The organism is Nocardia sp. NPDC059177, assembly GCF_042755165.1.
In the GTDB taxonomy this organism is placed as follows: Bacteria; Actinomycetota; Actinomycetes; order Mycobacteriales; family Mycobacteriaceae; genus Nocardia.
Genome location: NZ_JBHZBX010000003.1, coordinates 104,840 through 118,660 on the forward strand (window position 1 = coordinate 104,840; position 13,821 = coordinate 118,660).

Annotated in this window: 8 protein-coding genes; 2 read left to right on the forward strand and 6 right to left on the reverse strand. The window is 69.9% G+C overall.

Going from position 1 to position 13,821, the window contains the following annotated elements; translation table 11 throughout:
* Window positions 1-40: 40 nt before the first annotated feature.
* Genes ACFXK0_RS05450 through ACFXK0_RS05460 form a run of 3 tightly spaced genes read right to left on the reverse strand, consistent with a single transcriptional unit; the run spans window position 41 to window position 8,016 of the window.
* Window positions 41-5,716: an amino acid adenylation domain-containing protein gene (locus ACFXK0_RS05450; RefSeq protein ID WP_379408586.1), complete on the reverse strand. Its 5,676-nt coding sequence runs from the start codon at window positions 5,714-5,716 to the stop codon at window positions 41-43.
* 29 nt (window positions 5,717-5,745) lie between these two features.
* Window positions 5,746-6,687 (reverse strand): methionyl-tRNA formyltransferase, encoded by a 942-nt coding sequence (locus ACFXK0_RS05455; protein ID WP_379408587.1) that lies wholly within the window; start codon window positions 6,685-6,687, stop codon window positions 5,746-5,748.
* Window positions 6,688-6,723: 36 nt separating this feature from the next.
* Window positions 6,724-8,016 carry a SidA/IucD/PvdA family monooxygenase gene (locus tag ACFXK0_RS05460; protein ID WP_379408589.1) on the reverse strand — a complete coding sequence of 431 codons (1,293 nt, stop codon included), beginning with the start codon at window positions 8,014-8,016 and terminating at the stop codon, window positions 6,724-6,726.
* 152 nt (window positions 8,017-8,168) lie between these two features.
* Between ACFXK0_RS05460 and ACFXK0_RS05465 the strand changes: the two genes are divergently transcribed.
* Together ACFXK0_RS05465 and ACFXK0_RS05470 are read left to right on the forward strand one after the other, a co-directional pair.
* Complete coding sequence (locus ACFXK0_RS05465) at window positions 8,169-8,636, forward strand: hypothetical protein (protein WP_379408590.1); 468 nt, start codon at window positions 8,169-8,171, stop codon at window positions 8,634-8,636.
* Between the two features lie 109 nt (window positions 8,637-8,745).
* Complete coding sequence (locus tag ACFXK0_RS05470; RefSeq protein WP_379408591.1) at window positions 8,746-9,453, forward strand: siderophore-interacting protein; 708 nt, start codon at window positions 8,746-8,748, stop codon at window positions 9,451-9,453.
* A 20-nt stretch (window positions 9,454-9,473) separates the two neighbouring features.
* On the opposite strand, the gene ACFXK0_RS05475 is transcribed toward ACFXK0_RS05470, so the two are convergent.
* From ACFXK0_RS05475 to ACFXK0_RS05485, 3 genes are all read right to left on the reverse strand, one after another.
* Window positions 9,474-9,797 carry a hypothetical protein gene (locus ACFXK0_RS05475; protein WP_379408592.1) on the reverse strand — a complete coding sequence of 108 codons (324 nt, stop codon included), beginning with the start codon at window positions 9,795-9,797 and terminating at the stop codon, window positions 9,474-9,476.
* A 213-nt stretch (window positions 9,798-10,010) separates the two neighbouring features.
* Window positions 10,011-11,747 (reverse strand): ABC transporter ATP-binding protein, encoded by a 1,737-nt coding sequence (locus tag ACFXK0_RS05480; RefSeq protein WP_379408594.1) that lies wholly within the window; start codon window positions 11,745-11,747, stop codon window positions 10,011-10,013.
* Window positions 11,744-13,585, reverse strand: a complete 1,842-nt coding sequence (locus ACFXK0_RS05485; RefSeq protein WP_379408595.1) for an ABC transporter ATP-binding protein — start codon at window positions 13,583-13,585, stop codon at window positions 11,744-11,746. Before ACFXK0_RS05485 ends, ACFXK0_RS05480 begins: the two co-directional genes overlap by 4 nt.
* Window positions 13,586-13,821: the final 236 nt, after the last annotated feature.

Sequence of the window (13,821 nt, forward strand, 5' to 3'; positions counted from 1 at the left end):
CGCGGATCGTTCACCAGGCCTTCGTCGATAGTAGGTTAGGCTAAGCGAATTTGAGCCAGCCATCGGTGGTCCAGTGCGCACGATCACCTGTCGCCAGGAGCTCGCCGCCCTCGGGTCCGGCCTGCGCGATGCCGCCGATCCACACCTGTCCACACACGCCGGGCGGCACCGGGTTGCCCGCCGCGTCGAGGACCAGCACCCGCGCACCGGGGACGGGCCGCACCCGGCCGGTGCCGTCGAGCGGCCCCCTCGCCACCGGTCCCGCGTAACCGGGCACCACGTAGCCGGCCATGCCGAGTACCCCGCGCGGCGCGGTGGCCCGTAAACCCTTGCCGATCACCACATCCCAGCGCCGGGTCCCAGCCTCGGCCGCATCGGTGGGCAGGGCGGCGACGCCGGCCACGACATGAGTCGTCCGCTCGGTCACCACCGCGGCGACACCCTCGGGCGCCAGCTCCACCAGGGCGCCGTCGGCCAGCGCCGCGAAGGTTTCGACCAACAGCCCGACCGGCCCCGCGTCGGCGCCGATCACCCGGCACTGGGCCGTGGAGCGTGCCGGATCGGGACGGGCGACATCGCGGCAGGCCGCCACCCCGCGCCGGTCGGCGACCGCGGCGGCCAGCGCGGCAGGTTCGAAGGACAGCTCGTCGGACAGCGTGAACCGCGTATTGGTCGCCTCGGCCACGACCACCTGTTCGAGGGCGGCCAGCAGGACACCCAGCGGGGAGTCCTCGGGCCGGCCCGGGCGCTGGTCACGGGCGGCGGCGAGCAGCCGATCGCAGACGGTGCCGTAGTCGACGACGTCGGCGCCGCAGCGCAGCGCGGGCCGGACCGACGGGTAGGTCAGCGAGCGGGCCAGCAGCTCGGCGATCCCGGGAACACCGAGAACCTCGACGCCGCAAGACCATTCGCCCAGCACCCGCCTGCGTTCCTCGGCGGGCATCACGTCGAGATCGGCCAGCGCCAGATCGGGGGTCTCGGCGAAGGCGCCGAGTACCCGCAGCATGCGCCGGGCGAACAGGTGCGCGGTGTCGCGGTGGTAGCGATCGGCGTTGAGCGTGACCGTCGCGGCGAAACCACCGTCGCGCACCGCGGTGAAACCGAAACCCACATCGCGCAGCGCGCCGTCGAATTCGGGCGGCAGCACCGTGGCCGTGAGACCCGCGCCGAAGTGCGGGGCGGCCGAGCGATCGCGCTCGTCGAAGTGCAGGATCGTCGCGTAGGTGCCGGCGCCGTCGACCGCGTCCCGCGCCACATCCTGATGGCCGTAGCCCGCCAGCGCGGTCGCCCGCGCGCGATCCAGGACGGTCCGCAGCGACGGATTCCCCCGCAGATCGGTCCGCAACGCGACCACACCGGTCAGCGGACCGACGACCCCGGCCGCCATCGCGTCGCCACGCCCACCCACCGCGGCACCCACCACGATGTCGGTCCCGGCGCCGAGCTTGTGCAGCAAAGCCAGAACGGCGGCCTGGTAGAGCATGAATTCCGAAGCGCCCGCGGATTCGGCGAGTATCCGCAACTGGTTCCGCAACTGCGCGGGCACCGGGAAGCGCGCGATATGGCCGGTGACACCGGGACTGCCGGACTCCTGACGCACCGCCACCGGCGCACCGGACAGGTCCGCAACGGGTCCACTCGCCACCCTCGCACCCGACGGCTCCACAGCAGGTCCACTCGCCACCGGCGCACCCGGCAGGTCCGCAGCGGGTCCGCTCGCTACCGGCGCGCCGGCCAGAGCCGTGCGCCAGTAGTCGCGTTGGGCGGCGAGCGCGTCGGCGGCCTCGTGTTCCCAGCGGGCGATATCGGCGAAGTCGAATTCGGGTGGTGGCCAGAGGGGTTCGGCGTCGGCGAGGCGGGCGCGGTAGGCGACCGCGGTCTCGGCGAGCAGCACGTGCAGTGAGCGGTGGTCGGCGATCAGTTCGTGCGCGGTGAGGACGATGACATGGGATCGCTTGCCTTCCACCAGGATCCGGACATCCAAGGGCGGTGCCACTCGCGGATCGAAGGGTTGCCGGACGGCGGCCGCTGTGGCCGCCGCGAGCTGGGTGGGTCCGGGCGTCGGCTGCACGGTGACGGTGACCGGCTCGGCCGATCGCGACGGCACCGGCTCACCGTCGACCTCGGCGAAGACCGTTCGCAGGATCTCGTGTCTACCTGCGGCTTCGGCCACGGCCGACCGCAGCATCTCGAGATCGAGGCGACCGTCCAGCCGCACCGTGAGCGACACGTTGCCCACACCGCGCGCCGCGGTGTCGGCGCTGCCGGCGCCGAAATTCCCCGCGCGCAGCCGGTCCCAGCTCGCCCGCTGGGCCCGTGAGAGGGGGGCCGGATCGACGCGCGGATGTCTGGTCAACGGCGGCAAGGGGATCCGGGCCGGTGGCCGGGATTCGATCAGGGCGGCCAGCCCGGCGACAGTGGGGGTGTCGAACGGCACGCGCACATCGATATCGACCCCGAATTCGGCCCTGATCCGGGCGACCAGGCCGGCGGCGAGCAGCGAATGGCCGCCGAGTTCGAAGAAGGAATCCTGCGCGCCGATCTCGGTGCGGCTGAAGAGCTGGGCGAACAGCGCGGCCAGGCGGATCTCGGTGGCGGTCGCCGGGGCGCGGTACTCGCCCGCCCCGGCACGAATCGAGGGCAGCGCGTTGCGGTCGAGTTTGCCGTGTTCGGTGAGCGGGAGCGCGTCCAGCACAACGAATTCCGCGGGCACCATGTACTCGGGCAGCGCGGCCGCGACGTGCGCGCGCAACCCAGTGAGGTCGAGCGGACGGCCGGCCACGGGCACCAGGTATGCCGCCAGCACCGTGCCGAGCGCGGGATCGGTCGAAGCGAGCACCACGCACTGCCCGACCGCCGGATGACTCGCCAGCGCGGCCTGCACCTCGGCCGGTTCGATCCGGAAGCCGCGCACCTTCACCTGATCGTCGGCGCGGCCGACGAATTCCAGTGCGCCCGCGTCGTTTCGGCGCGCCAGATCACCGGTGCGGTAGAGGCGCGACCCGGGCAGGAACGGGTCGGCGACGAAACGCTGCGCGGTGAGCATCGGCCGCTCGTGGTAGCCGCGCGCCAATTGCGCACCGCCCAGGTAGATCTCGCCGACCACGCCGTCGGGTACCAGCCCGAGCCGTTCGTCGAGCACATAGGCGTAGACATTGCGGTTGGGTACCCCGATCGGCACCGTTCCCGGCCCCTGCGGTCCGACGACGGGCATGTGGGTCGCGCAGACGACGGCTTCGGTCGGCCCGTAGTGATTGCGCAGTTCGGCGTCGAACACCCCGGCGAACCGGTCGGCGACCTCGCCGGTCAGCGCCTCACCGCCCACCGGAACATGGCGCAGCGCACCCCATTCGCTCACTTCCGGCAGCAGCAGGAAGGTGCTCAGCGTCGAGGGCACCATGTGCAGCACGGTGATCGCGCAGCGCGAGATGAGTTCGGCCACGTGCGCGATATCGCGGAAGGCGTCGGGCTTGGGCACCACCAGGCAGGCGCCGACGGTGAGGGTGACGAAGATGTCGAGCAGCGAGGCGTCGAAGCTCACCGACGACGACTGCAGCACCCGGTCCTCGGCGGTGAGATCCCACTGCGCGCAGAAGCCGATCAGGTGCTCGGCGATCGCCGCGTGCGGCACCGGCACACCCTTGGGTTTGCCGGTCGAGCCCGAGGTGTAGACGAGATAGGCCAGGTTGCCCGGCCGCAGCGGACGCGCCCGCTCGGCATCGACCGGCGGGTGTTCGGGCAGCGTGCGCGCGGATTCCTCGGCCGCGGCCAATTCCACCGGTCCGAGGACCAGGCGCGCTCCCGCGTCGGCGTCGAGGAAGGCGATGCGCTCGTCGGGGTAGGCCGGGTCGATCGGCAGGTACGCGCCGCCGGCTTTCAGCACCGCCAGCACCGCGACGATGAACTCCACCGAGGTGCTCGACCGCAGGCCGACGATGTCCTCGGTGCCGATCCCGTGCCCGATCAGCCAGTGCGCCAAGCGATTCGCGCGCACGTCGAGTTCGCGGTAGGTCAGCGTCCGGTCGGTGCGGCGATCGCGGCCGGGGGCCAGCAGCGCGGGCGCGTCGGGGCGGGTGCGGACCTGGTCCTCGAACAGCCGTACCAGGGTGGTGGGCGGAGTGGGTACCAGTTCGCCACGGGAGAGGTCGATGAGGCGGTGGCGTTCGTCGGCGTCGAAGAGTTCGAGGTCGCCGAGGCAGGTGGCCGGGGCGGCCAGTGCCTGGGTGAGCAGGTGGCGGTAGTGGCGCAGCAGCCGGTCGACCAGGGCGGGTTCCGGGCGCCCGGTGGTGTATTCGGCTTCCAGGCGCGCGCCCGTGGCGCCGACGGCGACGGTCAGGCGCAGCGGCAGGCGCGCGCGATCGCCTTCGTCGTCGAGTCGGGTCGCCTCGACGCCGTCCAGACGCAGCGGCGCGGACTCGGCGCGGACGGCGAAACCCAGCTGGGTGAGCACTTCCAGCCCGTCGCGTCCGCCGGTCCGGCTCGGGTTGGCGGCCCGCACCACCTCGTCGATCCCGACTCCGCCGTGCACGAACGCGTCGGCGCAGGTGGCCTCGGTCGCAGCGACCAGGTCGGCGAAACTGTCGGTGCCCGAACAGATTCCGCGCAGCAGCACGACATTGCCGTAGTAGCCGATGAGTTCCTCCGCACCGGCGGCCCTGGTGGTGACCGGCACCGCGACCAGGAATTCCGGCGCGCCACTGTAGCGCCACACCACGGCCTGCCAGGCGGCGAACAGCACCGCGAACGGCGAGGCATCGTGCGCGGCGGCGAATTCGGCTACGCCGGTGAGCAATTCGGCGGACAGTTCAGCAGTAGCCCGTCGCCCACGCCCCGCCTCGGCCTGATCGAACACGGGTCGACCCGGAAGTTCGAGCGCGTCAGGCAGCGGGTCGAGCGCGCGCCGCCAGTAATCCAACGCGGACTCGATCGCAGTGCCGTCTCGTCCCAGCGCCGCCGCCCGCGGTATCCCGACAGCCGCCCGGTCCCCCGGACCCGAGGCCACGAACCCGCTGCCGGCCCGAACACCGATGACCTCCGTGTCGAGCCGTGCCGATCGGCCGGTGACACCGGAACGGTCCGGGGCGTGGGCGTCGTCCGGTGTGGTCGGTGCGGGTGCGTCCGCCCGCACGTCGCCGAACCCGGCACTTGTGATGCCGGTGCGCGGTGGCACGGGTACACCGAGGTATGCCGCCGACAGCGCGGTGGCGAAGATCGATGCCGACTCCTCGTCCCAGGCGATGGTGTGCGCCACCACCGAGAACACGAATTCGCTTGTGCCGGTGCGGATCAGGGTGACACGCAGTGGCGCTGCCCCGGTCAGGTCGAATGGTGCGCCGACCGCCCGGCGCAGCAGCACCGCGACGCGACGCTCCCGGCTGCGCGCGGGCAGCTCGGACAGATCGTGTTCGGCCCAGCTCGGCGTCTGCGTGGTGTCGACCACCTGGTACGGCTCACCGTCGACACCGAGACCGTAAGTGGTGCACAGGATTCGGTGCCGGTCGACCACCGCCGCCAGGGCCGAGCGTAACCGTCGCGCATCCAGCGAACCGGTGAGCCGGTAGCTCACCGCGACATTGAGCGAGGCGTCGTCGAGATCCCGGGTCTGCAGGAACCAGGCCCGCCGCTGCCCCGGCGAGAGCGGGGCGCGTCCCGGCCGGGACCCGGCCGCGATCTCCACGGTAGGCACCCGGCCTGCGGCTTTGGCGACGGTCGTCATGAACTTCCTTCCGACCCGGTTGAACTGAACTACTCCGCGGAGTCGGTGAGGTAGCCGCCGCGCCGGAAGAATTCGGCGCCGTCGTGCTCGACGCCGTCGGCGGTGCGCACGCGGGTGATGACCAGGCCACGGTTGCGTCCGCGCACCGCGTCGGGCCCGCTGACCACGGCGCCGCCGTCCTCCTGCACGATCACCCGACCATTGGTGCCGCCGTAGCAGGCCTCGGAGATCTTCGCGGCCAGCACCTCGACGCGCTCGCCGCGGTAGTAGCTGAACGCGCGCGGGTACGGCTCGGACAGCGCGCGCACGAAACGCTCCAGGTCGGCCGCGTCCCAGCTCCAGTCGATGCGGCTGTCGCGGTCGGAACGCTTGTGGAAGTAGGTGCGCTCGGCCTTGTCCTGCGGGCGCCACTGCGCGGTGCCGGACTCGAGCGCGGCCAGGCCCTCGGCGACCGCGCCGGGGATGAGCTCCATGCCCGCGAGCACCAGCTCGGTGCCGGTGGCGGTGGGACCGATGGGCAGGCGGTGCTGGACCAGGATGTCGCCGGTGTCGAGTTGCTCGTCCATCCGGTGCACGGTGAGGCCGAATTCCGACTCACCGCTGATCAGGGCCCACAGCACCGGCGAGAAGCCGGTGAACTTGGGCAGCAGCGAGTCGTGCAGGTTCAGCGTGCCGTAGCGGGGCATGTTGTACAGCTCGGCGGGCATCCAGGTGTACCAGCTGTTGACCACGATCACATCGGGCTCGGCGCGCTTGACCAGATCGATGGTCTCGGCGTCGGCGGACTCGGTCAGATGGACCGGGATACCGTGTTCGCGGGCCAGCTCCTCGACCGAGTCCGACCAGATCCCCTTGTAGGAATCCTCGCTGGCCGGATGGCTCACCGCGAGCACAACCTCGTGCTCCGAATCGATCAGAGCCTGAAGGGTTTTGCGGCCCCAGGTCTGGAAACCGAACGACACGATACGCATGAACCGAACCTCATCTACTAGACTAGTAAGGCTAGCCTATCCTAGTGCTCTATGGAGGCCGGATGCGGCCCTACGCGCCATCCCGGATCGCACCGAGGACTCGGCGAGCACCCGGTCGGACAGTTCGCCCAGGCAGCTGAGGTTCGGGAAACCGGGACCCTGCGCCATGCCCGCCATGTTCGGCAGGAAGAGCTTGGCCTCCATCCCCGTCACCGCGAGGTCGTGACCGATCGCCGCCTCCAGCCGCGGCTTGTCGATCGGGCCGCCGATGGCGAGCTCGACCAGATCCGAGGCATCGGAGTCGAACATCTCCAGGAACCACAGCGGCTGCCCGCCGGTCGCGTCGACCACCAGGTCGAACGTGTGCGTGGCGTCGGGACGCCGGTCGTTGCGCAAGGTCAGCTCGATGCCGTCACCGTCGCCGCCGACCCGGACCACCCGGCCCTGCAGATGATGCACCCGGCTGTCGCCGAGCAGGTTCTCCTGCACCCGCACCGAGAACACGCCACGGTCGGTGCGGCGCACCACATCCCGGCGCTCGTCGATGCTCAGCGCGCGCCATTTGCCCGGGTCGCTGTAGAGGGAGTTCTCGAAATAGCTCTCGCCGCGGGTGTAGATGGTGGCTGCCGGGGAGATCACCGAGACGGTGAGCACGTCGTGGCGCACGAGTTCGTCCATGGCCGAACCGGCGGTCTCGCCACCGCCGATGACCGCGGCGCGCGAGGTCGAGGGCAGTTCGCGGCGCCCGATCAGGTCCCAGAACTCGGCGATCGAGAGCATCTTCGGGTGCTCGGCCAGCGCGCGAGCGCTGTTGCCGGGGCCGGTGATCATCAGCGCGTCGGACTGCAGCCTGCGTTCGGTGCCGTCGGCTTCGACCGCCAGCACCTCCCAGCCCTGCGCGGCGGCGGACACGGTGCGCACGGTGGCATGCACCACCTCGACACCGGACTTGCGCGCGACCCACTGCAGATACTTGGCCCATACGTGGTGATGCGGGCTCGGCCTGCCGCGGTCGACCCACTCCGCGTAACCGCCACGCTCGACCAGGAACGAGGTCCAGCTGAAGCCCATCATCGCCTCGTTGATCGCGCGGTTGTGGCCGCGCGCCCAGGACGAGTGATACGGGAAACCCACGTCCTTCTCCGGGCTGGTGCCCAGGCGGTGCTGCCCATCGGTCCACCCACCACTGGGCAGCCAATTACCGCCCACCGCATGGGATTCGATGATGACGACCTCGGGCGCGGGCAGACCCAGTTGCCGCAGCACGTGCGCCTTGGCCGCGACCGCCATGGCCTTGGGGCCCGCACCGACCACCAGAAGTCTGTCCACCGAGTTCTCCCACTTTCAACAGTTCGAGCGCCCGATACCGGGGGCACTCTTACATATTTGCATAGGCTTACCTTATATTGGGCACTGATGCCAGTCACCGTGGTGAAATCACAGACGAGCAGCATCCGCCCCGCAACGATTGGACCCGACAGATGATCAAGCACAAGGTGCGTGCCACCACGGCCGCGTTCGCCCTCACCGCCGCCGCGATCCTCGGCACCGCAGGCACCCTCGCGACCGCCGCACCGGCACTGGCCGCACCGTCGATCGTCCACACCACCGCCGCCCCCAGCGACGGCCAGCTCCAGTCCAAGCTGCACCTCGTGCTCAACACCGGCGCCAGCCGCGCCGCGCGCGCCAACGAGCTGGAGAACGGCGAAGCCGGTCTGGCGCTGATGGATCAGCTCGGCGGCGTGATGGCGGCGGTCCCCGGCTTCGCCTGGACCGTCTCCGGCGCCTGGACCGAGGGCGCGAGCACCTACGCGAACCTGCTGGTCACCGTGCCCGGCTTCGGCACCTTCCCGCCGATCGCCATCGACTGGGTCGACATCGACGGCACCTGGAAGCTCACCACCGAATCGCAGTGCACCATCGCGTACTACGCGTCGCTGTCCTGCTGAGGCCAGCTCACCCGGCCCGGCACCCCGAGATTCACGGGGTGCCGGGCCGCCGGTATTTTCCGGCGCCCGGGTCGCGACAAACCGGGGTGGTTAGGTTAGCCTTATCAATATGGGTAAAGGAACCAATGGCCTGATCATGAAGGTCTGGCGCGCCAACGACTACCAGCTGCGCGTGACCTCGGTCGAATCGGTCACCGACAAGTACGTGCGCATCGGCTTCGAAGGCAACGGCCTGCTCGCCGACCACCCCGCCTATCCCACCCAGTTCATCCGCATCTGGATTCCCGAACCCGACAGCGACAAGCTGCATCATCGCGGCTACACCCTGATCAATCAGGATCCCGAGAACGACCGCTTCGACATCGAATTCGCCCTGCACGGCGGCCCCGCCAGTCAATGGGCCGCACGCGCCGCGGTCGGCGACAAGCTGGAGGCGAGCCTGCTCGGCACCGACGCCTCGCATCCCGACACCGGCCAGAGCGAGTACGTCATCTTCGGCGACACCGCCTCGCTCCCCGCGGTCAACGCGCTGCTCGACGCCATCCCCGACGCCACCGCCCGCGTCTGGCTCGAATCGCAATTCGACTCCGACCCCACCCTGCCGGTCCACAGCAATGCCAACCACGAGGTGACCTGGCTGCCGCGCGTCGACGACGGCCGGCTCATGCGCGAGAAGGCCCAGGAAATCACCTGCGCCCCAGGAACACACGCCTGGGTGGCCTGCGACGGCGCGACCACCCGCTCGATCGTGAAGACCTTCCGCACCACCCACGCCCTCCCGAAGACCGCGATCAAGGCCCGCGCCTACTGGAAATAGCGCCGTGTAGGGTGCCGGCCTCAGGCCTGTTCGTAGTGGGTGTCGTGCTCCCAGTCGACCATGGTGCGCCAGCGGTCGTTGCCCGCCAGATAGCTCAGGAATGTGGCCAGTACCAGCTCGTTCGTCGGGACCGTCACCGCGTAGTGGTGTGCGGCGTCGCCGTCTCGATAGTCGATCCCGAACTCATCGGTCCCTGGCAGGTACGAGGTCTGGATGTAGACCTCGTCCTCGGTGCCGAGAATCGCCATCGAATGCTTTCCGTCGCCGAGCGATTCGATCAGGTCGATCACATCGTCTCGGGTCGCGTCCTCGGACACCGTCGCGAAATCGGTCTCCAGATACACACTTCACCTCCGGCTGGATCCGCAATTCGCCGCCCGCGCAACGAAGTTCCCAGCGCCGACCAACCTACCGGGTGCACCTGAATTGCCTGGACAATTGATCACCAGGCCACCAGGGAGACATCGGCCGAGAAGGAAAATCCCTGAAGGCCTGGTGATCTTGAAAACGGCAGCGGCCCTGGGGATCGGGATCCGGAGGGCCGCTGTGGGGGTGGGTTAGGCGGGGGTTGGTTCGAGGCGCCAGCCGGTGGCGCGTTCGCGTTCGTTCCAGAAGGTGGCGTAGCGGCCGTTCGCGGCCAGGAGCTCGGCGTGGGTGCCGCGTTCGGCGATGCGGCCGCCGTCGAGGAACAGGATCTGGTCGGCGTGGGCGATGGTGGCGAGGCGGTGGGCGACGACCAGCACCGTCTTGTTCCTGGTCAACTCGTGGATGCCGCGCACGACCACCGCTTCACTGTGCGGGTCCAGGGCACTGGTCGCCTCGTCGAGGAGCACGATGGGGGCGTCCTTGAGCAGGGCGCGGGCGATCGAGACCCGTTGCCGTTCACCGCCGGACAGCGACGCGCCACCCTCACCGACCTGCGTGTCGAAGCCTTCGGGCAGGCGGTCGACGATCTCGTCGACCCGGGCCGCCTGGGCGGCGCGGGTCAGCTCGTCTTCGGTGGCGTCGGGGTTGCCGATACGGATGTTCTCGGCGACCGAACGGTTGAACAGGTAGACGTTCTGGAACACCAGCGACAGCTGACCGAGCAGGGTCTCCGAGGGCTGGGCGCGCACATCGTGCTCGCCGACGGACACCGCGCCGGACTCCACGTCATAGAAGCGCGCGGCCAGACGCAGCAGGGTGGTCTTACCCGAACCGCTCGGGCCGACAATGGCCGTGGTGGTGCCGGCGGGGACGGTGAACGACAGGTCGGACAACACCGGTTCACCGGGCCGGTAACCGAAGCTGACCTCGTCGAACACCACGGCGGGCGCACCGGGGGTGACCGGCTCGGCGGCCTCGGGCAGGGTCGGCTCGTCGAGCAGGCCGGTGATGCGGTCGGCGGCCGCGGCGGCCGAGCGCAGCGCGCCGCCCAGCTGGGCGGCCTGGTTCACCGGTTCGATGAAGCGCGAGCTCACCGCGATCAGCGCGATGGCGACGGCGGCCGAGACGGCGCCGTCGGTCACCTGCACCACCGCGATGTAGACCAGCACCAGGAACACCGCCTGCACGAACACCGCGAACACGACCAGACCGGGCACCGTCGCGACCATCATCCGCAGGCTCGCCGACTTGTGGCTCACCAGTGCGGCATCGAGCTTCTTGTTGCTGGCGCCGACCGCGCCGAAGGCCCGCAGCACCGGCTGGGCCTGCGCGAATTCGACCACCCGCGAATCGGCTTCGGCCGCCGCGTCGTGCAGGCGCGCGTCGGCACCCGCATAGGCGCGATTGGCCAGGTTGTTCACCAGATACAGCACGGGCGCGGCCAGCAGCATGGCAAGGCCGACCCGCCAGTCGATGAACAGCATGCCCAGCGCGACGGCCACCGGCACGATGATGCCGGTGAGCACCTTGGTGAGCAGGTAGGCGATCAGGCCCTGCATCTCCCGCACCTGCTCGACGACCACGCGCGAGAGCGGTCCGGCGTCGCGGCCCTCGAACCAGCCCAGTGGCAGCGCGTTGAGTTTGTCACCGAGGCTGGTCTGCAAGCCCGCCTGCATACCGATACCGATGCGCAGGCCGAGTATGGCCTGCAGGTAGCCGAACACGATCAGCCCGCCGACGGCGACGGCCATGCCGAGCGCCCACAGCCAGGCCTGGCCGAGATCGTCGTCGATCAGCGACTCCAGCACCGGGACCAGCAGCAGATAGGCGGCGGCCTGGCACAGCGCCTGCAGCACGATCGCGGCGAGCAGCTTGGGCACCAGCGGCCCGAATTCGGCGGGAACCAGCCGGAATACCTTGCGAATCATCGTGCGTCCTCCACCAGGGCGAGCGTGCCGAGCGCGGCCTCGTTGATCTCCCACAGCCGCTGATAGAGCCCGCCCGCGCCGACCAGTTCGGCGTGGCTGCCCTGTTCGACGAGGGAACCGTTGTCCAGCACCAGGATCCGGTCGACGCCGGTGATGGTGTGCAGCCGGTGCGCGATCACCAGCACGGTGCGCCCGGCGACCAGCGCGGCCAGCGCGTCCTGCACGGCCGCTTCCGACTCCGGATCGGCGAAGGCAGTGGCCTCGTCCAGGACGAGGACCGGGGTGTCGGCGAGCAGCGCCCGCGCGATCGACAGGCGCTGGGCCTCACCACCGGAGAGGGTGGCGTCGACGCCGATCTCGGAGTCGTAGCCGCGCGGCAGCGCCATGATCCGGTCGTGGATCTGGGCGGCACGCGCGGCGCGTTCGATGGCGGCGTCGTCGGCGCCGGAGCGGGCGAGCACCAGGTTCTCGCGGATCGAACCGCGGATCAGGCGCACATCCTGGAAGACGAAACCGACCGTGCGATACAGCTCTTCGCTGCCGTACTCGCGGATGTCGCGGCCGCCGATGGTGATCCGGCCCGCGCTCACGTCGTAGAAGCGGGGCAGCAGCTTGGCCAGCGTCGACTTGCCCGAACCGCTCGGGCCGACCAGTGCGGTGAGGGTGCCGGGGCGCAGTTCGAGGTCGACCCCGCGCAGCACGTCGTGGTCGTCGCGGTAGCCGAACCGCACGTCCTCGAAGCGGACCACACCGGCCTCGTCCGTGGTAGCCGACGCGGTGTCCGGGGCCTGCTCGAGTTCGGCGGTCCCTTGCAGCTCGTGCAGCCGCAGCGCGGCGGCGCCACCGGCACGCAGGGCCTGCGAGCCGTAGCCGAGGCCCATCAGCGAACTACCGATACCCAGGCCGACCAGCACGAACGGCACCATGTCCAGCGGCTCGACCCAGCCGAGGCCAACCCCGGCGAGCCCGCCGACGACGACGAACAGCATCACGAACACCGGGGCGACCACGATGTCGGAAGCGGCCTGCACCCGGATGATCGGCAGCTTCATCCGCTTGGTCGCGCCGACCAGACCGTCGACGGAATCCTGGAATTCGCGGTGCGCCTTGCCCGCCTGACCGAACGCGCGCACCACCTGGATACCGTCGACGAACTCGATCGCGGCCTGCGAGGTGCGCTGTTCCCAGCGGGTGTAGACGGCGACGCGGTCGCGGCCGTCGCGGTCCATGATCCGGCCGAACAGGCGCACATAGATGAGCAGCGGGATCAGCAGGACCAGGGTGAGCCGCCAGTCGACGGTGCACAGGTAGCCCAGGGTGACGACCGGGATCACCAGCGCGCCGACGAACTCGAGCCGCGCGTGCGCCACCAGGTAGTGCAGGGCTTCGACGTCGTCGCGCAGGTGGGTCTTGACCTCACCGGAACTGCGCTCACCGAACCAGCCCAGCGGCACCCGGGTCAGCTTGGCGGCGAGGGCCCTGCGCAAGGTCAGCTGATAGCCGGCGTCCACCGAGTGCGACCAGATCAGCACCACGACCTGCAGCAACGCGCGCACCAGCAGCACCGCGACGGCGGCGCCGAACAGCCACCACACGCGGTCGGTGTCGACCGGGGAGGCGAGCAGTTCGCGACAGGCCTGCACGATCAGGATGAACGGCACCACCGCGCAGACCGAGGCGATCGCGACGATCACGCTCGCCACGGTCAGCATCCCCGACACCGGCGCGAGGATCTCCTTGCGCGCCTGCGCTTCCTGCTGTTTCTTCGCCTTCGCGACCGCCTTCGGCGGCCGGTTGCCCGACTCCGCCCCCGGCGGCGGCGCTACCTGCACCGTCATGACTTTCTCGCCTCTCGACCTGTTCGCGGCAACTCGCCGAACATAGGTTAGCCTAAATTGATCCGGCGTGGCCGGGTGGGGAAGCTTGTATGAACTGCTCGTCAACCCCCTCGGCACCGTGACGCGGCGCGCGTAATTTCCTCTCCACCCTGAGCACAACGACGCGGTGGGAGAACGAAAATGTTTGTCACGTCAATAATTTCGACAATCGCTGATTGCCACACCGACCCGGGCAC

Excerpts from the sequence above, each read along its gene's own strand:
- ACFXK0_RS05450 (WP_379408586.1), bottom strand. The coding sequence starts at position 5,716 with ATGACGACCGTCGCCAAAGCCGCAGGCCGGGTGCCTACCGTGGAGATC.
- ACFXK0_RS05455 (WP_379408587.1), bottom strand. The coding sequence starts at position 6,687 with ATGCGTATCGTGTCGTTCGGTTTCCAGACCTGGGGCCGCAAAACCCTT.
- ACFXK0_RS05465 (WP_379408590.1), top strand. The coding sequence starts at position 8,169 with ATGATCAAGCACAAGGTGCGTGCCACCACGGCCGCGTTCGCCCTCACC.
- ACFXK0_RS05470 (WP_379408591.1), top strand. The coding sequence starts at position 8,746 with ATGGGTAAAGGAACCAATGGCCTGATCATGAAGGTCTGGCGCGCCAAC.
- ACFXK0_RS05480 (WP_379408594.1), bottom strand. The coding sequence starts at position 11,747 with ATGATTCGCAAGGTATTCCGGCTGGTTCCCGCCGAATTCGGGCCGCTG.
- ACFXK0_RS05485 (WP_379408595.1), bottom strand. The coding sequence starts at position 13,585 with ATGACGGTGCAGGTAGCGCCGCCGCCGGGGGCGGAGTCGGGCAACCGG.